Source organism: Mesorhizobium ciceri biovar biserrulae WSM1271 (assembly GCF_000185905.1).
In the GTDB taxonomy this organism is placed as follows: domain Bacteria; phylum Pseudomonadota; class Alphaproteobacteria; order Rhizobiales; family Rhizobiaceae; genus Mesorhizobium; species Mesorhizobium ciceri.
Genome location: NC_014923.1, coordinates 3,751,752 through 3,777,533 on the forward strand (window position 1 = coordinate 3,751,752; position 25,782 = coordinate 3,777,533).

The 25,782-nt window shown below is 62.3% G+C and carries 22 protein-coding genes and 3 tRNA genes; 20 read left to right on the forward strand and 5 right to left on the reverse strand.

Annotated elements, in window-relative coordinates:
* The first annotated feature begins 153 nt into the window (after nt 1-153).
* The 3 genes from gcl to MESCI_RS18130 all read left to right on the forward strand — a co-directional run bounded on the left by gcl (nt 154) and on the right by MESCI_RS18130 (nt 3,837).
* Nucleotides 154-1,935 (forward strand): glyoxylate carboligase, encoded by a 1,782-nt coding sequence (gene gcl / locus MESCI_RS18120; protein WP_013531397.1) that lies wholly within the window; start codon nt 154-156, stop codon nt 1,933-1,935.
* A gap of 26 nt (nt 1,936-1,961) precedes the next feature.
* Nucleotides 1,962-2,759 (forward strand): hydroxypyruvate isomerase, encoded by a 798-nt coding sequence (gene hyi, locus MESCI_RS18125; protein WP_013531398.1) that lies wholly within the window; start codon nt 1,962-1,964, stop codon nt 2,757-2,759.
* A gap of 160 nt (nt 2,760-2,919) precedes the next feature.
* Nucleotides 2,920-3,837 (forward strand): 2-hydroxy-3-oxopropionate reductase, encoded by a 918-nt coding sequence (locus MESCI_RS18130; RefSeq protein ID WP_013531399.1) that lies wholly within the window; start codon nt 2,920-2,922, stop codon nt 3,835-3,837.
* Between the two features lie 107 nt (nt 3,838-3,944).
* On the opposite strand, the gene rlmB is transcribed toward MESCI_RS18130, so the two are convergent.
* Entirely contained in the window at nt 3,945-4,793 is an 849-nt protein-coding gene (gene rlmB, locus MESCI_RS18135) for a 23S rRNA (guanosine(2251)-2'-O)-methyltransferase RlmB (RefSeq protein ID WP_013531400.1), read from the reverse strand.
* Nucleotides 4,794-4,991: 198 nt separating this feature from the next.
* On the opposite strand from rlmB, the gene MESCI_RS18140 reads away from it, so the two are divergent.
* Nucleotides 4,992-5,076: transfer RNA gene (locus tag MESCI_RS18140), tRNA-Tyr, on the forward strand.
* 89 nt (nt 5,077-5,165) lie between these two features.
* Nucleotides 5,166-5,239: transfer RNA gene (locus tag MESCI_RS18145), tRNA-Gly, on the forward strand.
* 76 nt (nt 5,240-5,315) lie between these two features.
* On the opposite strand, the gene MESCI_RS18150 is transcribed toward MESCI_RS18145, so the two are convergent.
* The gene (locus tag MESCI_RS18150; RefSeq protein WP_013531401.1) at nt 5,316-5,780 is read right to left on the reverse strand and encodes a YidB family protein; all 465 of its coding nucleotides are present in this window, start codon (nt 5,778-5,780) and stop codon (nt 5,316-5,318) included.
* Nucleotides 5,781-5,912: 132 nt separating this feature from the next.
* Here MESCI_RS18150 and MESCI_RS18155 point away from each other — a divergent pair, with 132 nt between their 5' ends.
* Complete coding sequence (locus MESCI_RS18155; RefSeq protein WP_013531402.1) at nt 5,913-6,170, forward strand: GlsB/YeaQ/YmgE family stress response membrane protein; 258 nt, start codon at nt 5,913-5,915, stop codon at nt 6,168-6,170.
* 132 nt (nt 6,171-6,302) lie between these two features.
* On the opposite strand, the gene MESCI_RS18160 is transcribed toward MESCI_RS18155, so the two are convergent.
* On the reverse strand, nt 6,303-7,190 hold the full coding sequence (locus MESCI_RS18160) for a DMT family transporter (protein WP_013531403.1): 888 nt from the start codon (nt 7,188-7,190) through the stop codon (nt 6,303-6,305).
* A 312-nt stretch (nt 7,191-7,502) separates the two neighbouring features.
* Between MESCI_RS18160 and tuf the strand changes: the two genes are divergently transcribed.
* The 13 genes from tuf to rpoC all read left to right on the forward strand — a co-directional run bounded on the left by tuf (nt 7,503) and on the right by rpoC (nt 24,353).
* A complete protein-coding gene (gene tuf / locus MESCI_RS18165) occupies nt 7,503-8,678 on the forward strand; it encodes an elongation factor Tu (protein WP_013531404.1) in 1,176 nt (391 codons plus the stop codon).
* Between the two features lie 153 nt (nt 8,679-8,831).
* Entirely contained in the window at nt 8,832-10,472 is a 1,641-nt protein-coding gene (locus MESCI_RS18170; protein ID WP_013531405.1) for a COG3904 family protein, read from the forward strand.
* A gap of 102 nt (nt 10,473-10,574) precedes the next feature.
* Nucleotides 10,575-11,057, forward strand: coding sequence for a group II truncated hemoglobin (locus tag MESCI_RS18175; RefSeq protein ID WP_013531406.1), 483 nt, complete (start codon nt 10,575-10,577; stop codon nt 11,055-11,057).
* 30 nt (nt 11,058-11,087) lie between these two features.
* Entirely contained in the window at nt 11,088-11,639 is a 552-nt protein-coding gene (locus MESCI_RS18180; RefSeq protein WP_013531407.1) for a putative glycolipid-binding domain-containing protein, read from the forward strand.
* 80 nt (nt 11,640-11,719) lie between these two features.
* Nucleotides 11,720-11,795: transfer RNA gene (locus MESCI_RS18185), tRNA-Trp, on the forward strand.
* Between the two features lie 394 nt (nt 11,796-12,189).
* Nucleotides 12,190-12,393 (forward strand): preprotein translocase subunit SecE, encoded by a 204-nt coding sequence (secE, locus tag MESCI_RS18190; RefSeq protein WP_013531408.1) that lies wholly within the window; start codon nt 12,190-12,192, stop codon nt 12,391-12,393.
* A 27-nt stretch (nt 12,394-12,420) separates the two neighbouring features.
* Nucleotides 12,421-12,948 carry a transcription termination/antitermination protein NusG gene (gene nusG / locus MESCI_RS18195; RefSeq protein ID WP_013531409.1) on the forward strand — a complete coding sequence of 176 codons (528 nt, stop codon included), beginning with the start codon at nt 12,421-12,423 and terminating at the stop codon, nt 12,946-12,948.
* A gap of 158 nt (nt 12,949-13,106) precedes the next feature.
* On the forward strand, nt 13,107-13,535 hold the full coding sequence (rplK, locus tag MESCI_RS18200) for a 50S ribosomal protein L11 (RefSeq protein WP_013531410.1): 429 nt from the start codon (nt 13,107-13,109) through the stop codon (nt 13,533-13,535).
* Between the two features lie 4 nt (nt 13,536-13,539).
* Complete coding sequence (rplA, locus tag MESCI_RS18205; protein WP_013531411.1) at nt 13,540-14,238, forward strand: 50S ribosomal protein L1; 699 nt, start codon at nt 13,540-13,542, stop codon at nt 14,236-14,238.
* A 393-nt stretch (nt 14,239-14,631) separates the two neighbouring features.
* Nucleotides 14,632-15,150, forward strand: coding sequence for a 50S ribosomal protein L10 (rplJ, locus tag MESCI_RS18210; protein WP_013531412.1), 519 nt, complete (start codon nt 14,632-14,634; stop codon nt 15,148-15,150).
* Between the two features lie 54 nt (nt 15,151-15,204).
* Nucleotides 15,205-15,582, forward strand: coding sequence for a 50S ribosomal protein L7/L12 (rplL, locus tag MESCI_RS18215; RefSeq protein WP_013531413.1), 378 nt, complete (start codon nt 15,205-15,207; stop codon nt 15,580-15,582).
* A 251-nt stretch (nt 15,583-15,833) separates the two neighbouring features.
* The gene (gene rpoB, locus MESCI_RS18220; protein ID WP_013531414.1) at nt 15,834-19,970 is read left to right on the forward strand and encodes a DNA-directed RNA polymerase subunit beta; all 4,137 of its coding nucleotides are present in this window, start codon (nt 15,834-15,836) and stop codon (nt 19,968-19,970) included.
* Between the two features lie 186 nt (nt 19,971-20,156).
* On the forward strand, nt 20,157-24,353 hold the full coding sequence (gene rpoC, locus MESCI_RS18225; RefSeq protein WP_013531415.1) for a DNA-directed RNA polymerase subunit beta': 4,197 nt from the start codon (nt 20,157-20,159) through the stop codon (nt 24,351-24,353).
* Between the two features lie 65 nt (nt 24,354-24,418).
* Here the strand turns inward: rpoC and MESCI_RS18230 are convergent, their stop codons facing one another.
* Nucleotides 24,419-24,631 carry a helix-turn-helix domain-containing protein gene (locus MESCI_RS18230; RefSeq protein ID WP_013531416.1) on the reverse strand — a complete coding sequence of 71 codons (213 nt, stop codon included), beginning with the start codon at nt 24,629-24,631 and terminating at the stop codon, nt 24,419-24,421.
* 13 nt (nt 24,632-24,644) lie between these two features.
* Complete coding sequence (locus MESCI_RS18235) at nt 24,645-25,223, reverse strand: DUF2975 domain-containing protein (protein WP_013531417.1); 579 nt, start codon at nt 25,221-25,223, stop codon at nt 24,645-24,647.
* Nucleotides 25,224-25,319: 96 nt separating this feature from the next.
* Here MESCI_RS18235 and MESCI_RS18240 point away from each other — a divergent pair, with 96 nt between their 5' ends.
* Complete coding sequence (locus MESCI_RS18240; protein WP_013531418.1) at nt 25,320-25,718, forward strand: chlorophyllide reductase subunit BchY; 399 nt, start codon at nt 25,320-25,322, stop codon at nt 25,716-25,718.
* Nucleotides 25,719-25,782 lie beyond the last annotated feature (64 nt).

Consider the following 25,782-nt stretch of genomic DNA (forward strand, 5'->3'; position numbering starts at 1 on the left):
GGCCGAATTGCTGGAAAACGGAAAATCCAACAAAATCATCGTATAGCCGTCGTTTTCTATAAATGAAAAAATATTCTGAAAAAATTGAAAAATAGCCGGCGTGCTGGCATCCTCAGCCAATCCAACAATGACAAACCCGTGGAGGGCTGGAAAATGGCCAGGATGCGCGCTGTCGATGCCGCGGTTCTCGTTCTCGAAAAGGAAGGCATTTCCTGCGCTTTCGGCGTGCCGGGCGCGGCGATCAATCCGTTCTATTCGGCGCTGAAGGCGAGGGGAACGATCCGCCACGTGCTTGCCCGTCACGTCGAGGGCGCCTCGCACATGGCGGAAGGCTTTACCCGGGCCAAGGCAGGCAATATCGGCCTGTGCATCGGCACTTCGGGTCCGGCCGGCACCGACATGATCACCGGGCTCTATTCGGCCGCCGCGGATTCCATTCCGATCCTGTGCATCACCGGCCAGGCGCCCCGGGCGCGGCTGAACAAGGAGGATTTCCAGGCCGTCGACATATCAGCCATTGCCGCGCCGGTCGCCAAATGGGCGGTCACGGTCATGGAGCCCTATCTCGTCCCCATGGCGCTGCAGAAGGCCTTTCACCTGATGCGCTCGTCGCGGCCGGGTCCGGTGCTGATCGACCTGCCGGTCGACGTCCAGCTGGCCGAGATCGAATTCGACATCGATGCCTATGAGCCGTTGACGCCGTTCAAGCCGGCCATGACGCGCGCCCAGGCCGAAAAGGCGTTGACGATGCTCAACGCCGCCGAAAAGCCGCTGATCGTCGCCGGCGGCGGCATCATAAACGCCGACGCGTCGGATTTGCTGATCGAATTCGCCGAGATTTCAGGCGTGCCGGTCGTCCCGACCTTGATGGGCTGGGGCGCGATCCCCGACGACCACCGGCTGATGGCCGGCATGTGCGGGCTGCAGACCTCGCACCGCTATGGCAATGCGACGATGCTGGAAGCCGATTTCGTCTTCGGCATCGGCAACCGCTGGGCCAACCGTCACACCGGCTCCGTCGATGTCTATACCAAGGGCAAAAAATTCATCCATGTCGACATCGAGCCGACGCAGATCGGCCGCGTCTTCGCGCCGGATCTCGGCGTCGTTTCGGATGCTGGTGCTGCGCTGAAGATGCTGCTCGACGTCGCCACCGAGTGGAAGACGGCAGGCAGACTGCGCGACTGGTCCGGCTGGGCGAGGGAATGCCAGGCGCGCAAGAAGACGATGAAGCGCAAGACGCATTTCGACCAGGTGCCGCTGAAGCCGCAGCGTGTCTATGAGGAGATGAACAAGGCGTTCGGCCGCGACGTCACCTACGTCACCACGATCGGCCTGTCGCAGATCGCCGGCGCGCAGTTTCTGCATGTCTACAAGCCGCGCAACTGGATCAATTGCGGCCAGGCCGGCCCGCTCGGCTGGACCTTGCCGGCTGCCCTTGGCGTGCGCGCCGCCGATCCCGACCGGACCATCGTGGCGCTGTCGGGCGACTATGATTTCCAGTTCATGATCGAGGAACTGGCGGTCGGCGCCCAGCACAAGCTGCCCTATCTCCATGTCGTGGTGAACAACGCCTATCTCGGCCTGATCCGCCAGGCGCAGCGGGGTTTCTCGATGGACTTCGAGGTCGACCTTGCCTTCGAGAACATCAACCGGGCAGGCGATCCCGAGGCCGGCTACGGCGTCGACCATGTTGCCGTCGCCGAGGCCATGGGCTGCAAGGCGGTCAGGGTGCGCAAGCCGGAAGAGTTCGCCGGTGCCTTCAAGGAGGCGCAGCGGTTGATGAAAGAACACCGGATTCCGGTTGTCCTCGAATTCATCCTCGAACGCGTCACCAACATCTCGATGGGCACCGAGATCGACAAGATCACCGAATTCGAGGAGCTTGCCGAGAGCCACGAAGATGCGCCGACGTCGATCGTCATGCTGGATTAGGCTTGGCGGAGAAAAGGAGAAAAAGAATGCCGCGTTTTTCAGCCAATCTTTCGATGCTCTTTGGCGAGCATGAGTTCCTCGACCGTTTCGATGCCGCCGCCCGCGCCGGCTTCAAGGGCGTCGAATATATCGGCCCCTATGACCATGCGCCCGATGCCGTCGCCGCCCGGCTGAAGAAGAACGGCCTGACCCAGGTGCTGTTCAACCTGCCGGCCGGCGACTGGGGCAAGGGCGAGCGCGGCATTGCCGTGCTGCCGGACCGCGTGCCGGAATTCCGCCAGGGCATCGCCAAGGCGATCACCTACGCGCAGGCGCTCGGCTGCCAGCAGGTCAATTGCCTGGCCGGCATCGCGCCCGCCGGCGCCGACCGCAAGGTGCTGGAGGACGTCTTTGCCGAAAACCTCGCCTTCGCGGCGGAAAAGCTGGAGCAGGCCGGCATCAGGCTGCTGATCGAGCCGATCAACACGCGCGATATCCCGGGCTTCTTTCTCAACTATTCCGACCAGGCGCTGGCGCTTATCGACCGTGTCGGGTCGAAGAACCTGTTCCTGCAATACGACATCTATCACATGCAGATCATGGAGGGGGATCTCGCCCGTACCATCGAGGCAAACCTCGACCGCATCGCGCATATCCAGCTTGCGGACAATCCAGGCCGTCACGAGCCGGGGACGGGCGAGATCAATTTTCCCTTCCTGTACGAGCACATCGACCGCATCGGCTATTCGGGGTGGATCGGGGCGGAATACAAGCCGAAGGCCGGGACGGAGGCTGGGCTGGGGTGGTTTCAAGCATTAGCCGGGCAGGGAAGTGCTGCGGCCTAGCCAACGCCGCGCCCCCTCATCCGGCCCTTCGGGCCACCTTCTCCCCGGTGGGGAGAAGAGACAGGCACCAACGTCGGCATTCTCTTGTCCCCTCGGGGGAAGATGGCCGCGCTAGCGGCCGGATGAGGGGGCGTTTCACACAAGCAACTGGAGAACCAAAATGGAAACCATCGGCTTCATCGGCCTCGGCATCATGGGCGCACCGATGGCGGGGCACCTGTTGGACGCGGGCTACAGGGTCATAGCCAGCGACCATCGATCGAAACTCTCAGCCGATCTCGTCGCCAAGGGCCTAACGTCAGTCACCGGCCATGCTGCCGTGGCGAAGGCCGCCGACATCATCATTCTGATGGTGCCCGACACACCGCAGGTCGCCGATGTGCTGTTCGGCGAGAATGGCGTCGCGTCCGGCCTGACCAAAGGCAAGCTGGTCATCGACATGAGCTCGATCTCACCGATCGAGACCAAGATTTTTGCTGGGAAAATCAACAATCTAGGCTGCGACTATCTCGATGCACCGGTCTCGGGCGGCGAGGTTGGCGCCAAGGCGGCGTCGCTCACCATCATGGTCGGCGGCGAGGAGAAACCCTTCGAGCGCGCCAAGCCCGTGTTCGAGAAGATGGGCAAGAACATCACCCTGGTCGGGCCCAACGGCGTTGGCCAGACCACCAAGGTGGCCAACCAGATCGTCGTCGCGCTGACCATTGAAGCCGTCGCCGAAGCGCTTGTTTTTGCTTCGAAAGCCGGCGCGGATCCGGCCAAGGTCAGGCAGGCGCTGATGGGCGGTCTGGCGGCCTCGCGCATCCTGGAAGTGCATGGCGAGCGCATGGTCAAGCGCACCTTCGCGCCGGGTTTTCGGATCGAACTGCACCAGAAGGATCTGAACCTCGCGCTGGAGGGCGCGAAAGCGCTCGGCGTGTCGCTGCCCAACACGTCCACCACGCAGCAGCTGTTCAACGCCTGCGCGGCCAATGGCGGCGCCAAGGAGGACCATTCGGCACTGGTCAGGGCGCTTGAGAGGATGGCCGATTTCGAGGTCGGCAGCGAGGCAGCCGGCACCCAGGGCAAAGCGGCATAGGTCAGGAGAGGGCGGCGCAACGTTCCCAAGCCGCCAACTCCTGGCCCATCGAAGAACGGGTTCCGGCGTCTGTCGGGACCCGTTTCTCGTCGAGATGGTTTTTTGGCTTAGCCGCGCTTCAAAAATGCCCGTGCCACGTAAAGGCTGATCGCTGCGGCATTCGATACGTTGAGCGAATGGATGGCGCCGGGCATGTCGAGCCGCGCCAGCGTGGTCACCGTCTCGCGGGTCTTCTGGCGCAGGCCTTTGCCTTCGGCGCCCAGCACCAGGGCGATCTTTTCTCCGGCAAAGCTCTTTTCGAGTTCGGCCGGCGCGTCCGAATCAAGTCCCATGGTGCGAAAGCCGGCCTCGTGCAGCTGGCCGAGCGCTTCGGCGAGGTTCTTCACCTCGATCTGGTCGATGTGCTCCAGCGCGCCGGAGGCGGATTTCGCCAGCACGCCCGATTCCTGCGGGCTGTGGCGGGCGGTGGTGATCAGCGCGCCGGCGCCGAAGGCGACCGCCGAGCGCAGGATGGCGCCGACATTGTGCGGGTCGGTGATCTGGTCGAGCACCAGCACCAGCTTCGCGTCACCAAGCGCATCGAGCCGCTTGGCTTTAAGCGGCTCGGCCTCGATCAGCACACCCTGATGCACGGCATCCGACCCTGTGATCTTGTCGATATCCCTGGGTTCGACCAGTTCCGTCTTGAAGGGCAGGGCGGCGAGATCGGCGATTTCGAGGCGCTCGGCCGCATTGCGCGTCACCAGCATCTTCCTGATCTTGCGGCGCGGATTGTCGAGTGCGGCGCGAACCGTGTGCAGGCCGTAGAGCCGCACCAGTCCGTCCGCGGCATTTTCGCCCGGCGGAACCGGCTGTCGAGGCCGGAACGCCGGCGCGCCGCCGCTTTTCTCGTCGCGATAGGCGCGGCGCAGCTTGGCGTAATGGGTGTCTTTGGGGGTGTTGGTTTTATCGCTCATGGCTGGCTTCTATAGCGGTGTCCTCCGGCCAAGGATATGGCCCGCCGTCACAGCCGGCGAACAACATCGAAAAACGCTGGCTGCGCGGTTGACACCCAATGGCCTTGCCGCCATAAGGCGCTGCGCTGGTTTCGGAGAACACATAACTCGGGTCCGGATCGGCGCGAATGCCTCGTTGCATGGCTCCGGCGGCAGACTGGAGAGGTGCCCGAGTGGTTAAAGGGGACGGACTGTAAATCCGTTAGCTTAGCTTACGTTGGTTCGAATCCAACCCTCTCCACCACTGCCGGCCCGGAAGCCCTGAAACGCGACAAGAATCGGACCGAAAAGTGCATGGCGCTTTTCGGATGAATCCGGTACTTCAGGTAAGGCGCGGGTATAGCTCAGTGGTAGAGCAGCAGCCTTCCAAGCTGAATATGCGGGTTCGATTCCCGCTACCCGCTCCAGACACTCATCCCATCACCGGCAAGCCGAAGCACTGCGCACGAAGCGCAGCGCTCCAATTGTCGTGGCTGCGCCGCGTCAGCTGTTGAACGCGGATGCGACCTGGTGCTGCTGCGGCACCTGGCCGTTCGGCGTCAGCTTGTCGACGATGCCGGGCAGGGCGGTGGACAGTTGCTTGAGCAGTTCCTGCTCGTCCAGTCCGGTCCGTTGCGCGATCTCGCGGATGATCTGCGGTCCGATCGCGGCGCCAAGATCGTTGGCGTTGATCGACTGGTTCTGGCCGGTTCCGACCCAGGAGTCCGCGGTGTTGCCGTGACCGGCGTCCCGGAGCTTTTCGAGCAGTCCGCCCAGGCCGCCCAGCAGGCCACCGTCGGCGGATGTGGTTTCCGTCGGGACGGGGGCGGTCGGAGCGGGCGCGGGAGACTGTTCCGGTTCTTCGGCACTTCTGCCGCTCAGCATCTTGCCGACCAGCAATGCGCCGAGTGCGATCATCAGAGGTTTGGTGATGTTGCCGCCGGGAACGGCGTTGTCAAAAAGTCCCATCGTGGATCCTCCATAGCGACCAAGGCCCGACCCCTCCTCAACAATGAAGCATTCGGGCGGAATTTCAAGCTGGCTTGAGGTTTTGACAATCATATGAAAATGTTCGGCTGGCGAGGGGATGGAGAGGAAAAAATGGGTATCATCAGCTGGATCATTCTCGGCGTGGTCGCCGGCTTCATAGGCAGCAAGATCGTCAACAAGACCGGCCAGGGTGTCATAATGGATATCGTGCTGGGCATCGTCGGCGCCATTGTCGGCGGGCTGATCTTCAGTGCCTTCGGCGCATCTGGCGTCACCGGTCTCAACATCTACAGCCTGATCGTTGCCGTCATCGGGGCGGTGGTTGTTCTGTGGGCCTACCATCAGTTCAGCGCAAGGCGGACGCTTTAGGCGCCTGCGGATCGTCTGAGGTTTCGAGTTTCTGAAGGCAAGGCCGGCTTCAGGCCGGTGTGCCCGGCTGTGGCTTGCCTATGGCATCGGGGCGGCGAAAACAAAGATCGGCGTTCCCGCAATGAAACCAGGCTAGGCGACGACGGCCAACCGGCGCTGGCGCCGATCCAGCGACACGATGGTCAGCCCGCTGCCGACGACCAGCAGGATGCCACAGATCGCCAGTGTGTTGGGGAATTGCCCGAACACCAGCAGGCCCGAAATGACCGCCCAGACGGTGAAGCAATAGTAGAACGGCGCCACGGCGCTGGTCGGTCCGACGCGATAGGCCATGAAGATGAAGAAGTGGCCGAAGATCAGGAAAAATCCAGCACCTGCCATCAGCAGCAGGTGATGCGCCCCGGGCATGACCCAGCGCTCGGAAACAAGATGCGCGGCGCCGGCGCCGATCAGCACCACCACGACGGCGGAAATCGCCACGATCATTCCCGGCACCTCGGCCGAGACCCGCCGGCCGGCTAGGTCGCGCGCCGCTGCAAGGGCTGCGTTGCCGAGCGCCAGCAGGGCATAGACCGAAATGCCTTGCATGGTCGGCTGCGCCACCATCAGCGCGCCGACGAAGCCGAGCCCGATCAGCGCCATGCGCCGGCCGCCGATCCGCTCGCCAAACAGGATCGAGGAGCCAACCAGCATCAAGAGCGGCGTGATCTGGCCGAGCGCGGTGGAATCGGCGATCTGCATGTTGGCGAGCGCGACCACATAGCAAAGGATCGCCGCCAGCTCGAGCACGTTCCGGCTCAGGACGCGCTTGTCGAAGATCAGCGGGATCTGCTTGCCGTAGCCCAGCGCGAACAGCAGCGGGAAGCCCCAGAGGGCCGCCGCGGCACCCCGCAGAAACAGCACCTCATAAGACGGCAGGCCCGCCGTCGCGAGCTTCATCATTGTATCGTTGACGAGATACGACCCCGTCGAGACGATCATGAACAGCGGGCCGCGGATAGAGACAGTGATGAAATGCATCCGGCCACAAGATCAGAGGCGGATGGCGGCGGCAATGGTCCATGGCCTGGCCATGATTCAGACAGGGCCGGGCAAGCAAGCCGGCGCTTTCGCGGCCTCGATCGGTCGGCCCGCTACCCCTTCATTTTGCCCGGAGCCTTCCTATATCAGCGCCACATCCCCGCAATCGGATCGATGGTTCGGACTGAGTGAGACGGCACCCGGCCAAAAGACGCTTGTGTTTTTTGGCCTTTGTCGCTAATCGCCCCGCATTCGACTGAACTGAAGGTCTTCGACCGAACTGAAGATCCGGGCCGTCCAAGGAAAGAGACAATGGCAAAAGGTAAATTCGAGCGTAACAAGCCTCACGTGAACATCGGCACGATTGGCCACGTCGACCATGGCAAGACGTCGCTGACGGCGGCGATCACCAAGTATTTTGGCGAATACAAGCGCTACGACCAGATCGACGCTGCCCCTGAAGAGAAGGCGCGCGGCATCACGATCTCGACGGCTCACGTCGAATACGAGACGGCCAACCGCCATTACGCTCACGTCGACTGCCCCGGCCACGCCGACTATGTGAAGAACATGATCACCGGCGCCGCGCAGATGGACGGCGCGATCCTGGTCGTGTCGGCTGCCGACGGCCCGATGCCGCAGACCCGCGAGCACATCCTGCTGGCCCGTCAGGTCGGCGTGCCGTCGATCGTGGTGTTCCTGAACAAGGTCGACCAGGTCGACGACGCCGAGCTGCTCGAACTGGTCGAGCTCGAGGTTCGCGAGCTTCTGACCAAGAACGAATTCCCCGGCGACGACATTCCGATCGTCAAGGGTTCGGCTCTGGCTGCTCTCGAAGACTCGGACAAGAAGATCGGTGAAGACGCGATCCGCGAGCTGATGGCTGCGGTCGATGCCTACATCCCGACGCCGGTTCGTCCGCTCGACAAGCCGTTCCTGATGCCGATCGAAGACGTGTTCTCGATCTCGGGCCGCGGCACGGTCGTGACCGGCCGCGTCGAGCGCGGCGTGGTCAAGGTCGGCGAGGAGCTGGAAATCATCGGCATCCGTCCGACGACCAAGACGACCTGCACGGGCGTGGAAATGTTCCGCAAGCTGCTCGATCAGGGCCAGGCCGGCGACAACATCGGCGCGCTGCTGCGCGGCGTTGATCGTGAAGGTGTCGAGCGCGGCCAGGTTCTGGCCAAGCCGGGCACGGTGAAGCCGCACAAGAAGTTCGTGGCCGAAGCCTACATCCTGACCAAGGACGAAGGTGGCCGTCACACGCCGTTCTTCACCAACTACCGTCCGCAGTTCTACTTCCGCACGACCGACGTGACCGGCATCGTGTCGCTGCCGGAAGGCACCGAGATGGTGATGCCGGGCGACAACATCACGGTCGATGTCGAGCTGATCGTGCCGATCGCCATGGAAGAGAAGCTGCGCTTCGCTATCCGTGAAGGCGGCCGCACCGTCGGTGCCGGCATCGTCGTCACCATCAAGGAATAACCGAGCCCGGCATTCGCCGGATCGACAAGAAAGGGCGGTCTTCGGGCCGCCCTTTTCGTTTGCCGGGCTATCGGCTGCCGCCCCGTCGGCCGAAGCCTGTTGCAAGGCTCTGGACCTCGTCTAGTATAGGTTGCATCAAGGGGCTTTTTCCAAATGGTTCCAAGGCGGTATTTTCATCGTCGGGCATTGTGGCCGCTGGCTCTGACCTGGCTGATTGCGCTGCTTGCCACAGGCCCGGCAGCCTTCGCGGCGGATGCGGCGCCGGATCTTGGGCCGACGATGCGGTTCGGCATTGTCCGCAGCAACGCAGCGGGGTGCGAGCCGATCTGTCCGGAATGGATATCGGCCGAGGGCTCCATAGAAGCCGGAACTCCGGCGCTCTTCAAACGCATGCTGAAGACGCTTGGCGGGCGGAAACTGCCTGTTGTCGTGGATTCTCCCGGCGGCAATGTCGAGGCGGCGCTGACGCTTGGCCGGCTGATCCGCAAGAACAAGCTCGATATCGCCATCGGCAAGACGGTGTTTTCCAGCTGCCAGCCCGACGCGAAGGGGTGCCAGGACCGTGACGCCCGCTACTTCGGCGATGTCATCGACTATGGCGCCATGTGCAATTCCGCCTGTCCTCTGATGTTTGCCGGCGGTATCAGGCGAGTGGCCGGCGAATGGGCCTATCTCGGCGTCCATCAGATCACCACGACCTACATCCGCACGAAATTGCAATACCGGACCACCTACCGGATCGTCGGGGGCAAGAAGAAGATCCTCAACACGAAGATCGTCAGCCGCAAGAACGCCGGCAGCTACAAGACCTACGAAATGAGCAAGTCGGTGGAGAAAAAGCTGGCGGCCTACCTGGACCAGATGGGCATCGAACAAAGCATGCTCGAAACGATGAAGGGCACTCCGGCCAGCGAAATCCACCAGATCGCCCTCGATGACATGCTGGCGATGAAGCTGGTCACCAGCACGGACGCCGTGGGCCTGTTGACCGCGGCGAGCCTGTGCGAACCCGGCCGCCTGGCCACGAATTGCCGGGAGGTGCCGGGGAACAAGCCTGATGGCCTGATGGCGACCGCGGCCAGGCCTACTCCGCCAGCGATCGAACCCGAGGCGGCGCGGCGCGATGAAGACATGCGCTTCGTTGTCGTTCGCGGCACCAATCCGCTCTGCAATCCAGACTGCCCGGAATGGATCTCGGCGGAAGGCGCGATCACCCCCCAGACCCTGCAGAAGCTGCGCCAGCTGCTCGCCACGCTCGGCAAACGGCAACTGCCTGTCGTGATCAGCTCGAAGGGAGGCGACCTGTTCAGCGCCCTGGCGGCGGGACGGCTTATCCATGAAAAGAAGCTCGACGTCGCCGTTGGCCGCACCGATTTCGTCGGCTGTGACCCAGGAGCGTGGAATTGCCTGGCCAAGGAGGGCGCCTATGCCGGGCTGAGCATCGATGCGGGCGTGGAGTGCGATTCGGCCTGCGCGTTCATGCTTGCCGGCGGCATCAGGCGGCTTGTCGGTCCCCAGGCGCGACTTAGCCTCTACCCGATGGGGCAAAAGCTGATGGTCAAGGCCTACCTGGAGGAGCTGGCGATCAGTTCCGCCCTGTTCGCGGCGATCGAGCGGCGCTCGGTCGAGCGCCGGCTGGAACCCGACATGATGCTGAAGGTTGGCCTGACGACGAGCCTGCAATCGGTCGACGCGCTGACCGGCGCCACCATTTGCGAGGCGGTGCCAAGACCCGAGAATTGCCGGATCCGGCCTTCCGCCAATGCCGAGGCTGACGCGCCGGCCAAATTGTAGTGGGCGACGGAGCCCGAAACTGGCCATCGAGGCAGGTTGAGCCGCTTTCGATTTTTCCGCTATCGTCGCTGCTGGCGGCTTCAGGCAGGCGGAGGATCGAGAATGGGCCAGGATATCCCGACACTCTACGAATGGGCCGGCGGCAGCGAGGCTTTGAACCGGCTCACCCAGACCTTCTATGACAAGGTGGCGCAGGACCCGATCGTCGGGCCGGTGTTCAAGACCATGTCGCCGGATCACCCCGCCCATGTCGCGGCCTTCATCGGCGAGGTTTTCGGCGGACCGAAGACCTACAGCGAGCAGTTCGGCGGCCACCGCGAGATGGTCATGCACCATCTGGGCAAGCATCTCACCGAGGAGCAGCGCCGCCGCTGGATCAGCCTCCTGGCCGATGCCGCCGACGCGGTCGGCCTGCCTGACGATCCGGAATTCCGTTCGGCCTTCATGGGCTATGTCGAATGGGGATCGCGCCTGGCCAAGATGAACTCCAATCTCGGCGAAACCTGCGATCCGCAGACGGAACCGATGCCGGCCTGGGGCTGGGGTGTGCCGGGCGGCCCCTATCAGCCACCGGGTACAAACTAGCGTCCAGTTCGCCATGGAGGTGTTGGGCTGATGCCGGAAGATGTGAAGATCATACGTTGGCGCGAGTGGGACGGACCGGGTCTCGAACATTTGGTGCTGCAGGAGCGGGCAGGGGAGGTCTCGGCCGACTCTGTCGCAGTCTGCTCCGGGCAAACGCCTTTTGCCGTCCGTTACCGCATCGCTTGCGATGTCGGCTGGCACGCCAGGCGTGTCGTTGTCGATATGATCGGTAGCGGCCGCACGCTTGTTCTTGCCGCCGATGGCGATGGTCGCTGGACCAGGGACGGCCTGCCGATGCCGGAGCTCGACGGCATTTTCGATCCCGACCTGACCATCACGCCGTTCACCAACACTCTGCCGATCCGGCGATTGCAGCTTTCCGCCGGGCAGAGTGCCGAGATAACCACTGCCTTCATCGACTTCCCCGCCCTCACGGTCGTCGCCAACCCGCAACGCTACACATGCCTCGAAGAGGGCAGGCGATATCTCTATGAATCGCGCGCCAGCGACTTCAGGCGGGAACTTGAAATCGACCGCAACGGGCTGGTTGTCGACTATCCCGATTTCTGGCGCAGAGGTTAAGGCGTGTTTGCATGCAAACCGCTCTTTACAGAGCGTGCGGAAGCTTTTAGGAAGCGCCTGCTGCGCCGACATGCGCACGTACGGGCATAGCTCAGTTGGTAGAGCGGCGGTCTCCAAAACCGCAGGTCGTAGGTTCGAGCCCTGCTGCCCGTGCCATTCCCTGAATGGCATTCAACCCAATGTCTCGCCGTTTCGGAATGGCGTTCAAAACGATATTTCCATGGTCCGACCTTTGAAAATCGGCGACCCGCTTGCCATATAGGGTCGATTGGGGCATAAGAGCGCCATAGCCGGGACGGAACGACTGGATGGTTCCGAGGCGGTGTTTGGTCATAAAGCGGAGACTTGCCACTTGCGTGGATCAAGAATCGGTTTTATGTAGACGAAACAGACACGCGACGCGTGGAGCTGGGAAACCGGCTTTACGCGTCTGATCTGCATGGGCGAAATGATTGCGCTGATTCGGCGCGAAATTCGCTCAGGCGGCACGTCCCGGCCAGCGGGATCATCCAGGAGACCCGGCCAACGGGTCTTGAAGACAGAGCGGCATATGGCTTCGAAAACCACAAATCCTTTCGTCTTTCTCCAGCAGGTTCGCGCGGAGACCGCCAAGGTGACTTGGCCGTCGCGGCGCGAAACGATGATCTCGACGGTGATGGTTCTGGCCTTCGCAGTGATCGCGATGATCTTTTTCTTCACCGCTGATCAGCTCATGGGCCTCGCGGTCGAACAGATTCTGGGCATCGGACGCTAAGTCCGGCGATTACGGAGAAGTCTTGAAATGACCGCGCGCTGGTACATCGTCCACGCCTATTCGAACTTTGAAAAGAAGGTCGCCGAGGATATCGAGAACAAGGCCAAGCAGAAGGGCCTGTCTGCCGACATCCACCAGATCGTGGTTCCGACCGAGAAGGTCGTCGAAGTTCGCCGCGGCCGCAAGGTCGATGCCGAGCGCAAGTTCTTCCCGGGCTATGTGCTGCTGAAGGCCAATCTGACCGATGCCGTGTTTTCGCTGGTCAAGAACACGCCGAAGGTCACCGGCTTCCTGGGTGACTCCAAGCCGGTGCCGATCACCGAGGCGGAAGCGCAGCGCATCCTGAACCAGGTGCAGGAAGGCGTCGAGCGGCCCAAGCCCTCGGTCACGTTCGAGATCGGCGAAGCGATCCGCGTTTCGGATGGTCCCTTCGCGTCGTTCAACGGTTTCGTCCAGGAAGTGGACGAGGAGCGGGCGCGGCTCAAGGTGGAAGTTTCGATCTTCGGGCGCGCCGTGCCTGTCGATCTGGAATTCGGGCAGGTCGAAAAGGGCTGATCCGAAATCCCTGAAGCCGGTTTGGCGATCAGGGGAGGCGGCGCGGAAGCGCGGCCTGAGAACGGTGGGAGACGAATGCGGCTTTAGCCGGCCGCATGGATCGCACCACCAGACTGCAACCGCCGGCATGACCGGCATAGACAAAGGCAGGAAAAGAGATGGCTAAGAAAATTGCAGGCCAGCTCAAGCTCCAGGTGAAAGCGGGATCGGCTACGCCGTCTCCCCCGATCGGCCCGGCGCTTGGTCAGCGTGGCATCAACATCATGGAGTTCTGCAAGGCGTTCAACGCGCAGACCCAGGAAATGGAAAAGGGATCGCCGGTTCCGGTTGTCATCACCTACTATCAGGACAAGTCCTTCACCTTCGTCATGAAGACGGCGCCGGTGAGCTACTTCCTGAAGAAGGCGGCGAACCTGACCTCTGGTTCCAAGGAGCCGGGCAAGGTCAAGGCCGGTACGGTTTCGCGTGACAAGGTCCGCGAGATTGCCACCGCGAAGATGAAAGACCTGAACGCAAACGACGTCGAAGCGGCCATGCGCATGGTCGAGGGCTCCGCCCGCTCGATGGGTCTGGAAGTGGTGGGCTAAGATCATGGCAAAGATTGCAAAGCGTGTATCGAAGACCCGCGAAGGCATCGATCCCAACAAGGCTTATGCCCTGGGTGATGCGCTGAAGCTGCTCAAGGACCGTTCCTCGGTGAAGTTCGATGAGACCATCGAAGTCGCCATGAACCTCGGCGTCGACCCGCGCCATGCCGACCAGATGGTCCGCGGCGTGGTCAACCTGCCGAACGGCACCGGCCGCTCGGTACGTGTCGCCGTGTTCGCCCGTGGCGACAAGGCCGACGAAGCGCGCGCCGCCGGCGCCGACATCGTTGGTGCCGAGGATCTGGTCGACATCGTCCAGAAGGGCACGATCGATTTCGATCGCTGCATCGCCACGCCGGACATGATGCCGCTGGTCGGCCGTCTGGGCAAGGTGCTCGGCCCGCGCGGCATGATGCCGAACCCGAAGGTCGGAACCGTCACCACCGACGTTGCCGCCGCCGTCAAGGCGTCCAAGGGCGGCGCCGTCGAGTTCCGTGTCGAGAAGGCTGGCATCGTCCATGCCGGCGTCGGCAAGGTCTCGTTCGACGTCAAGGCCCTGGAAGAGAACATCCGCGCCTTCGCCGATGCGGTGACCAAGGCAAAGCCGACTGGCGCCAAGGGCAACTACGTCAAGAAGGTGTCGGTCACCTCGACGATGGGCCCGGGCCTCAAGCTCGACGTCGCGACGCTCAACGCGTCCTGATACGAACATTTGGATCGGCCGCCAAGCGGCTGATCCGCAAGTGAATTCCGGACCTCCGACTTGTCGGCGGCCCGGTACCGGAAGCCGAAAGGTTTCCGGACATCCTGTCCGAGATTGCAGGCGGCCCAGAAGCCTTAATTCGATTTGGGCCTGCATGAGACGGGTGAAGACCGGACAACGGAGCGATTGCTCCAATGAAAGGTTCGAACCGTGTTTGCCTTTTGTCTGCGCATCGCCGGCTTGACTGTCGATGTGGCGAAAGGGGGCAGGATCCTCGAGCGTCGTTCGGGAGATCCGTTACTGGATGGCCCGGCCGACAAAAGGCAACCCGACGCCTGTCCTCGTCAATGGGATGTTCCCGTTAACAGGATTGGGGTCAACTGGAGATAGGCAGTGGACAGAGCGGAAAAACGCGAACTCGTCACGGGCCTGAACGGTGCGTTCTCGAACGCAGGTTCAGTGGTCGTGGCCCACTACGCCGGTATCACCGTCGCGCAAATGAACGACCTTCGGTCGAAAATGCGCGCTGCCGGTGGCACCGTCAAAGTCGCGAAGAACCGTCTCGCCAAAATCGCTCTTCAGGGCACGGACTCCGCATCGATCATCGAGCTGTTCAAGGGACAGACGCTGATTGCTTATTCGGAGGATCCGATTGCGGCGCCGAAGGTCGCGTCCGATTTCGCCAAGGGAAATGACAAGCTCGTCATTCTCGGCGGCGCAATGGGCACCACCTCGCTCAATGCCGACGGTGTGAAGGCACTCGCCACACTTCCGTCGCTCGATGAGCTGCGCGCCAGGCTGGTTGGCATGATCGCCACGCCGGCAACCCGGATCGCCCAGATCGTCAATGCGCCAGCGGCCTCGGTCGCGCGCGTCATTGGCGCTTACGCCCGGAAGGACGAGGCGGCATGAGGCCGTTCCTCGCTATCACAAACACACGTTCGAACCTTATGAAGGAACACAACAATGGCTGATCTCGCAAAGATCGTAGACGACCTTTCGAAGCTGACCGTCCTCGAGGCGGCCGAGCTGTCGAAGCTTCTGGAAGAAAAGTGGGGCGTTTCCGCCGCTGCTCCGGTGGCGGTTGCCGCTGCTGGCGGCGCTGCGGCCGCTGCTGCTCCGGCCGAGGAAAAGACGGAATTCGACGTCGTCCTCACCGACGCAGGCGCTCAGAAGATCAACGTCATCAAGGAAGTCCGCGCCATCACCGGTCTTGGCCTCAAGGAAGCCAAGGATCTGGTTGAAGCGGCTCCGAAGCCGGTCAAGGAAGCTGTTTCCAAGGCCGACGCTGACAAGTTCAAGGCCCAGCTGGAAGCAGCCGGCGCCAAGGTCGAACTGAAGTAAGCGTAAAAGCGGCGGGCGGCCTCGCGCCGTCCGCCACTCCCTTCGCCCGAAGGGAGAGCGCGTAACGCGAGATTTGCGAGAACCTCTTTCCTGAGGGCCGAAAACCGGCCTTCAGGAAACGGGTTTTCTCCCGTTCTAGCCGGCCGCCGACAGGCGCCGGGAAAACAGACAGAGGGTTGCCGCCAAGGTGGCCCAGTATGCAAGGCGAGCCGCGGCGAGGCTCGTCCCGAGTTTAGAGCTAAGGAGCGACGATGGCCCAGACCCAGACTTTCAATGGCCGCAGACGCGTACGCAAGTTCTTCGGAAAGATTCCGGAAGTTGCGGAGATGCCGAACCTGATCGAGGTTCAGAAGGCATCCTATGACCAGTTCCTGATGGTGGCGGAGCCCAAGGGTGGGCGTCCGGACGAGGGGCTGCAGGCCGTTTTCAAGTCGGTCTTCCCGATCTCCGATTTTTCCGGCTCCTCCATGCTGGAGTTCGTGAAGTACGAGTTCGAAGGACCGAAATTCGACGTTGACGAATGCCGTCAGCGCGACCTCACCTATGCCGCGCCGCTCAAGGTGACGCTGCGCCTCATCGTGTTCGATATTGACGAGGATACCGGCGCCAAGTCCATCAAGGACATCAAGGAGCAGGACGTCTACATGGGCGACATGCCGCTCATGACCTTGAACGGCACCTTTATCGTCAACGGCACCGAGCGCGTCATCGTTTCGCAGATGCACCGTTCGCCGGGCGTCTTCTTCGACCATGACAAGGGCAAGTCGCACTCGTCGGGCAAGCTTCTGTTTGCCGCGCGTGTCATCCCGTATCGCGGTTCGTGGCTCGACATCGAGTTCGATTCCAAGGACGTCGTGCACGCCCGCATCGATCGCCGCCGCAAGATTCCGGTGACGTCGCTGCTGATGGCGCTCGGCATGGACGGCGAAGAGATCCTGTCGACCTTCTACAACAAGATCACCTACAAGCGTGCCGGCGACCATTGGCGCATTCCGTTCAACGTCGAGCGTTTCCGCGGCCTCAAGGCTGTCGGCGACCTTGTCGATGCCGATACCGGCGAAGTCGTCGTCGAGGCCGGCAAGAAGATCACCGCACGCCAGGCACGGGCGCTTGGCGAAAAGGGTCTGAAGGCGATCAAGGCGACCGACGAGGACCTGCTCGGCAACTATCTGGCCGAGGACATCGTCAACTACGCCACCGGCGAGATCTTCCTCGAGGCCGGTGACGAGATCGACGAGAAGACGCTGAAGGTGCTGCTCGGCACCGGCGAAGAGGAGATCAAGGTTCTCGACATCGACCACGTCAATGTCGGCGCCTATATCCGCAACACGCTCAACGTCGACAAGAACGAGAGCCGCCAGGACGCGCTGTTCGACATCTATCGTGTCATGCGCCCCGGCGAGCCGCCGACGCTCGAAACCGCCGAAGCCATGTTCAACTCGCTGTTCTTCGATAGCGAGCGCTACGATCTGTCGGCCGTCGGCCGCGTCAAGATGAACATGCGCCTCGAGCTGAAGGCCGAGGACACCGTGCGCGTGCTGCGCAAGGACGACATCCTGGCCGTGGTCAGGACGCTGGTTGAACTGCGCGACGGCAAGGGCGAGATCGACGACATCGACAATCTCGGCAACCGCCGCGTGCGTTCAGTCGGCGAGCTGATGGAAAACCAGTACCGCGTCGGCCTGCTGCGCATGGAGCGCGCGATCAAGGAGCGTATGTCCTCGATCGAGATCGACACGGTCATGCCGCAGGATCTGATCAACGCCAAGCCGGCGGCTGCCGCCGTGCGCGAGTTCTTCGGTTCCTCGCAGCTGTCGCAGTTCATGGACCAGACCAACCCGCTGTCGGAGATCACCCACAAGCGCCGCCTCTCGGCGCTTGGACCGGGCGGTCTGACCCGCGAGCGCGCCGGCTTCGAAGTGCGCGACGTGCACCCGACGCATTACGGCCGCATCTGCCCGATCGAGACGCCGGAAGGCCCGAATATCGGTCTGATCAACTCGCTGGCCACCTTCGCACGCGTCAACAAGTACGGCTTCATCGAGAGCCCGTACCGCAAGATCGTCGACGGCAAGCTGACCAATGACGTCGTCTATCTCTCGGCGATGGAAGAGGCCAAGCACCACGTCGCGCAGGCCAATGCCGAACTCGACAAGAACGGTGGTTTCGTCGACGAATTCGTCATTTGCCGCAGCGCCGGCGAAGTGATGATGGCGCCGCGCGAAAACGTCGATCTGATGGACGTGTCGCCCAAGCAGATGGTGTCGGTGGCCGCGGCCCTGATCCCGTTCCTGGAAAACGACGACGCCAACCGCGCTCTGATGGGTTCGAACATGCAGCGTCAGGCCGTGCCGCTGGTGCGCGCCGAGGCGCCGTTCGTCGGCACCGGCATGGAGCCGATCGTCGCCCGTGACTCGGGCGCCGCCATCGGCGCCCGCCGCGGCGGCATCGTCGACCAGGTGGACGCGACGCGTATCGTTATCCGCGCCACCGAAGATCTCGATCCGGGCAAGTCCGGCGTCGACATCTACCGGTTGATGAAGTTCCAGCGTTCGAACCAGAACACCTGCATCAACCAGCGCCCGCTGGTTCGCATGGGCGACCGGGTCAACAAGGGCGACATCATCGCCGACGGTCCGTCGACCGAGCTCGGTGATCTGGCGCTCGGCCGCAACGTGCTGGTCGCGTTCATGCCGTGGAACGGCTACAACTACGAGGACTCGATCCTCCTGTCCGAACGCATCGTCGCCGACGACGTCTTCACCTCGATCCACATCGAGGAGTTCGAGGTCATGGCGCGCGATACCAAGCTTGGACCGGAGGAAATCACGCGCGATATCCCGAACGTCTCGGAAGAAGCGCTGAAGAACCTCGACGAAGCCGGCATCGTCTACATCGGTGCGGAAGTTCAGCCGGGCGACATCCTGGTCGGCAAGATCACGCCGAAGGGCGAAAGCCCGATGACCCCGGAAGAGAAGCTTCTGCGCGCCATCTTCGGCGAAAAGGCATCCGATGTGCGCGACACCTCGATGCGCATGCCTCCTGGCACCTTCGGCACCGTCGTCGAGGTGCGCGTCTTCAATCGCCACGGTGTGGAGAAGGACGAGCGCGCCATGGCGATCGAGCGCGAGGAGATCGAACGCCTCGCCAAGGACCGCGACGACGAGCAGGCCATTCTGGACCGCAACGTCTATGCGCGTCTTTCCGACGTGCTCGTCGGCAAGGAAGCGATCGCTGGACCGAAGGGCTTCAAGAAGGGCTCGACGCTGTCCAAGGATACGCTCGACGAGTATCCGCGTTCGCAGTGGTGGCAGTTTGCCGTGGAGAACGAAAAGCTCCAGAGCGAGCTGGAAGCGCTGCGTGGCCAGTACGACGATTCCAAGAAGGCGCTCGAGCAGCGTTTCATGGACAAGGTCGAGAAGGTCCAGCGCGGCGACGAAATGCCTCCGGGCGTCATGAAGATGGTCAAGGTCTTCGTGGCCGTGAAGCGCAAGATGCAGCCCGGCGACAAGATGGCCGGCCGTCACGGCAACAAGGGTGTCGTGTCGCGGATCGTTCCGGTCGAGGACATGCCTTTCCTCGAGGACGGCACGCATGCCGATATCGTGCTCAACCCGCTGGGTGTGCCGAGCCGCATGAATGTCGGCCAGATCCTGGAAACGCATCTGGGCTGGGCATGTGCGGGCATGGGCAGGAAGATCGGCGAGCTGATCGACACGTACAAGGCAGCGGGCGACATCAAGCCGCTGCGCAAGACGCTCGAGAGCTTCATCCCGGCCAACGACCGCAACGAGCCGGTTCGCGACTATGACGACGAGAGCATCGTTCGCCTCAGCGAGCAGATGCGCCGCGGCGTCTCGATCGCGACCCCGGTGTTCGACGGCGCGCATGAGGCTGACATCAACATCATGCTGGAGCAGGCGGGCCTGCACAGCAGCGGTCAGTCGCAGCTCTATGACGGACGCACGGGCGAGCCGTTCGATCGCAAGGTGACGATGGGCTACATCTACATGCTCAAGCTTCACCATCTCGTGGACGACAAGATCCACGCGCGTTCGATCGGTCCGTACTCGCTCGTCACCCAGCAGCCGCTGGGCGGCAAGGCGCAGTTCGGTGGCCAGCGCTTCGGCGAGATGGAGGTCTGGGCGCTGGAAGCGTACGGCGCCGCCTACACGCTGCAGGAAATGCTGACGGTGAAGTCCGACGACGTCGCCGGCCGTACCAAGGTCTACGAGGCGATCGTGCGTGGCGACGACACCTTCGAGGCCGGCATCCCGGAGAGCTTCAACGTTCTCGTCAAGGAAATGCGGTCTCTCGGCCTCAACGTCGAGCTGGAGAACACCAAGCTCGACGACAACCCTGTCCGGCTGCCCGACGCGGCCGAGTAAGGCAATGGCGCGCCACGGCCGTCCGCGGCGCGCCTCGAGCATGATCCCGAAAAGTGGCTACCGGTTTTCGGACAGGATCATGCTCAACCAGGAAGAATTCGACGGCCAGTGGCCGACAAAGACGGCGGGCGTTTGGCTCGCGACTAGATGCAAGGGATCTTCGAGGATCCCGAAAAGGAGAACGGCATGAACCAAGAGGTCATGAATCTCTTCAATCCGCAGGCGCCTGCGCAGGTGTTCGATTCCATCCGGATATCGCTTGCCAGCCCTGAGAAGATTCTGTCCTGGTCTTTCGGCGAGATCAAGAAGCCGGAGACCATCAACTACCGCACCTTCAAGCCGGAGCGTGACGGTCTGTTCTGCGCGCGCATTTTTGGCCCGATCAAGGACTATGAGTGCCTGTGCGGCAAGTACAAGCGCATGAAGTACAAGGGCGTCATCTGCGAGAAGTGCGGCGTCGAAGTCACGCTGTCGCGCGTTCGCCGCGAGCGCATGGGCCATATCGAGCTGGCGGCACCGGTCGCCCATATCTGGTTCCTGAAGTCGCTGCCGTCGCGCATCGGCACGCTGCTCGACATGACCCTGAAGGACATCGAGCGCGTCCTCTACTTCGAGAACTACATCGTCACCGAACCTGGCCTCACCGCGCTGAAGGAGCACCAGCTGCTCAGCGAGGAAGAGTACATGATCGCCGTCGACGAGTATGGCGAGGATTCGTTCACCGCCATGATCGGCGCCGAGGCCATTCATGACCTCCTGGCCGGCATGGACCTGGAGAAGATCGCCGGCGACCTGCGTTCGGAACTGGCGTCGACCACCTCCGAGCTGAAGCAGAAGAAGTATCTGAAGCGGCTCAAGGTCGTCGAGAACTTCATGGAATCCGGCAATCGTCCGGAATGGATGATCATGAAGGTGGTTCCGGTGATCCCGCCGGACCTGCGTCCGCTCGTCCCGCTGGACGGCGGCCGTTTCGCCACGTCGGATCTGAACGATCTCTATCGCCGCGTCATCAACCGCAACAACCGTCTGAAGCGGCTGATCGAGCTGCGCGCCCCCGGCATCATCGTGCGCAATGAAAAGCGCATGCTGCAGGAAGCCGTCGATGCGCTGTTCGACAACGGCCGTCGCGGCCGCGTCATCACCGGCGCCAACAAGCGCCCGCTGAAGTCGCTGTCCGACATGCTCAAGGGCAAGCAGGGCCGATTCCGTCAGAACCTGCTCGGCAAGCGCGTCGACTATTCCGGCCGCTCGGTCATCGTGACCGGTCCGGAGCTCAAGCTGCACCAGTGCGGCCTGCCCAAGAAGATGGCGCTCGAACTGTTCAAGCCCTTCATCTACGCCCGTCTCGACGCCAAGGGTTACTCCTCGACCGTCAAGCAGGCGAAGAAGCTGGTCGAAAAGGAGCGTCCGGAAGTCTGGGATATCCTCGACGAGGTCATCCGCGAGCATCCGGTGCTGCTGAACCGTGCGCCGACGCTGCACCGTCTCGGCATCCAGGCGTTCGAGCCGATCCTGATCGAAGGCAAGGCGATCCAGCTGCACCCGCTGGTCTGCACGGCCTTCAACGCCGACTTCGACGGCGATCAGATGGCCGTTCACGTGCCGCTGTCGCTGGAAGCGCAGCTTGAAGCCCGCGTGCTGATGATGTCGACCAACAACATCCTGCACCCGGCTTCCGGCGCGCCGATCATCGTGCCGTCGCAGGACATGGTTCTGGGTCTCTACTATCTCTCGATCGTCAACCAGAACGAGCCGGGCGAGGGCATGGTGTTTGCCGACATGGGCGAACTCCAGCACGCGCTCGAGACCAAGGCGGTGACGCTGCACTCCAAGATCAAGGGTCGTTTCCGCACGGTCGACGCCGAAGGCAAGGTCGTGTCGAAGATCCATGACACCACGCCTGGCCGCATGATCATCGGCGAGCTTCTGCCGAAGAACGTCAACGTGCCTTACGAGACCGCCAACCAGGAGATGACCAAGAAGAACATCTCCAAGATGATCGACACCGTCTACCGCCATTGCGGTCAGAAGGAGACGGTCATTTTCTGCGATCGCATCATGGCGCTCGGCTTCAGCCATGCCTGCCGTGCCGGCATTTCGTTCGGCAAGGACGACATGCTGATCCCGGATGCCAAGATCAAGCTGGTCTCCGACACCGAGGCTTTGGCCAAGGAATACGAGCAGCAGTACAATGACGGTCTGATCACGCAGGGCGAGAAGTACAACAAGGTCGTCGACGCCTGGGCCAAGTGCTCGGAAAAGGTCGCCGACGAGATGATGGCCCGCATCAAGGCGGTCGAGTTCGAGGACAATGGCCGTCAGAAGCCGATGAACTCGATCTACATGATGTCGCACTCCGGTGCGCGTGGCTCGCCCACCCAGATGCGCCAGCTTGCCGGCATGCGCGGCCTTATGGCCAAGCCGTCGGGTGAAATCATCGAGACGCCGATCATCTCGAACTTCAAGGAAGGCCTGACCGTGCTCGAGTACTTCAACTCGACCCACGGCGCCCGCAAGGGTCTGGCCGACACCGCCTTGAAGACGGCGAACTCGGGTTACCTCACCCGTCGTCTGGTCGACGTGGCGCAGGACTGCATCGTCAACTCCGTCGACTGCGGCACCGACAAGGGCCTCACCATGCAGCCGATCGTCGATGCCGGTCAGGTCGTTGCTTCGGTCGGCCAGCGCGTGCTGGGCCGTACGTCGCTCGACGACATCACCCATCCGGTGTCGGGCGAGATCCTGGTCAAGGCCGGAACGCTGATGGACGAGCGTGACGTGGAACAGATCGAAAAGGCCGGCGTCCAGTCGGTCCGCATCCGCTCGGCACTGACTTGCGAAGTCAGGGTTGGCGTCTGCGCGGTCTGCTACGGTCGCGATCTGGCCCGCGGCACCCCGGTCAACCAGGGCGAAGCCGTCGGCGTCATCGCGGCGCAGTCGATCGGCGAGCCGGGCACCCAGCTCACCATGCGTACCTTCCACATGGGCGGTACCGCGCAGGTGGTGGACAGCTCGTTCCTTGAAGCCTCGTATGAGGGCAAGGTCGAGATCCGCAACCGCAACGTGGTGCGCAACTCCGACGGCCAGCAGATGGTCATGGGCCGCAACATGGCGGTGCTGATCCTCGACGAAGCCGGCAAGGAGCGCGCCTCGCACCGTCTCACCTATGGTTCGCGCATCTTCGTGGACGATGGTGACAAGGTGAAGCGCGGCCAGCGTATCGCCGAGTGGGATCCCTACACGCGTCCGGTCCTCACCGAAATCGAGGGCAGGGTGTCGTACGAGGATCTGGTCGACGGCATTTCCGTTCAGGAAACGGCCGACGAGTCGACCGGCATCACCAAGCGTGAGGTCATCGACTGGCGCTCGACGCCACGTGGCAACGACCTGAAGCCGGCGATTGCGATCCAGGACGCCAAGGGCAAGGTCGGCAAGCTGTCCAAGGGCGGCGACGCCCGCTTCCTGCTCTCGGTCGAGGCCATTCTTTCGGTCGAGCCGGGTTCGCAGGTTCGCCCCGGCGACGTTTTGGCGCGTATTCCGATGGAAAGCGCCAAGACCAAGGACATCACCGGCGGTCTGCCGCGTGTTGCCGAGCTGTTCGAGGCACGTCGTCCGAAGGATCACGCCATCATCGCCGAGATCGACGGCACGATCCGCTTCGGCCGCGACTACAAGAACAAGCGTCGCATCATCATCGAGCCGCATGACTCGACGCTTGAGCCGGTCGAATACCTGATCCCGAAGGGCAAGCCGTTCCATCTCCAGGACGGCGACGTCATCGAGAAGGGCGACTACATCCTCGACGGCAACCCGGCGCCGCACGACATCCTGGCGATCAAGGGCGTGGAGGCACTTGCTTCCTACCTCGTCAACGAGATCCAGGAAGTCTACCGTCTGCAGGGCGTGTCGATCAACGACAAGCACATCGAGGTGATCGTTCGCCAGATGCTGCAGAAGGTCGAGATCACGGTGCAGGGCGACTCGACCTACATCCCGGGCGATCATGTCGACGTGATCGAACTGGAAGAGGTCAACGAGCGTCTGGTCGAGGACGGCAAGAAGCCGGCCGAAGGCCTGCCGGTGCTGCTCGGCATCACCAAGGCATCGCTGCAGACGCCGTCCTTCATCTCGGCCGCCTCCTTCCAGGAGACGACGCGAGTGCTGACGGAAGCTGCCGTTGCCGGCAAGACCGACATGCTGCAGGGCTTGAAGGAAAACGTCATCGTCGGCCGGTTGATCCCGGCCGGTACCGGCGGCACGATGAGCCAGATCCGGCGCATCGCCACCTCGCGCGACGAACTGATCATCGACGAGCGCCGCAAGGCCTCGGGTGCGGAAGTCGCCGAGCCGATGCTGGCCGACATGACCACCGCCGCGCAGTAAGCGCGGACGGCAACGATCTCAGGCAATAAGGCCGTCGGGGCAACCCGGCGGCCTATTTCTTTGTGCTATTCGGACACCCTCTCGAAGCGAAGCAGATCGCCCGGCTGACAGTCGAGATAGTCGCAGATGCGCTCCAGCGTGTCGAACCGGATACCCTTGACCTTTCCCTGCTTCAAAAGAGAAAGATTGGCCTCGGTGATGCCGACATATTCGGCCAGGTCCTTTGACTTCACGTTTCGTTCGGCGAGGACGACATTGAGCCTGACCCTTATGGGCATGAGCTGATCCTCATCAGATGAATTGCGCGTTTTCTTCGGCGAGTGCCGATGCCTCGGCCATGACCCAGGTGATGACAGCGACGATGCAAGCTGCCAGCAAGGTCAGCATCGTGTCGCTGTCGAGACCGAGCGTCAGCCGGTGCTGGCCGGCAGGCGCGTCCCAGCTGAGCAGAACGGACAATGCCGCCGCCGAAACCGGTTTCAGCAAGGCGGATGCCAGCAGGCCGAGGCCAAAGTATCGCAAATTGCTGATGGCGCCCTGACCGAAGAAGTTGCCGGACGCGAAAGCGCCAAAGCAGCGCCTTGCGGCCATGAGCGCGAAGACGAGGCAGGCAAGCGGCACGAACGAGATCGCGAACCCGACCAGTCTTCGACCGAGGCCAAGCTCGCTCAGCCATTCCTGCGGGACTTGCGCATCGGCCGCGATCGAACTGGCGGAGACGCTGAGCCAGTAGAACAGCAGACCGATGGTCAGCAATATGGCGAGGACGACAAAACACCTCGCCAGCACTAGGCTGAAAAGTCGGATGCGTCTCAATCTAAGCTGGCGGGCAGGATCGGCGGGGACAGCCGTGATGACAGGTTCAATCATCGCCGTTATCACTCCATCGTAATGAATTATCGTTTTACAATAATTTATTTATGCGCAATGATGATTCTTGTCAATTCCTCATCACAGGAGAAACCTATGCCTTCGTTCAAACGCCGGATTGCCGTGGCAGCCATCGCGATTGTCGCCGCGTCCATAACGCCTTTTGCTGCCATCGCCCTCCCGTCGACAGCGACAGGCCGGATATCGGTGGGGCAGGTGATGGAAATGCTCGACAAGGCCGACACGAGCCCGGTCGCCAGGCAAACGCTGGTCGCCTATGTCGCCGGGGTTGGCGAAGCCGCCGGCGTGATCGCCGACACGATCGGCAATGGCGGCCTCGTTTCCTGCAAGAGTTCTTTCAGCCTGGATACACGAGCGGTGCGCGCCGCCCTTGAAGCGGGCGCCCCTCGTCAGGGTAACTGGTCTCAGACACCGGCGACGCCACTGATCATTGCCGACATGGTCAAGCGTGCCGGTTGCAGGACCAGGAATTGAGCCTGGCGATCCGCTGGTTCTCAGTCGCGCGACAATCCTGTCGCGCGACTATTCCCAACCTGCG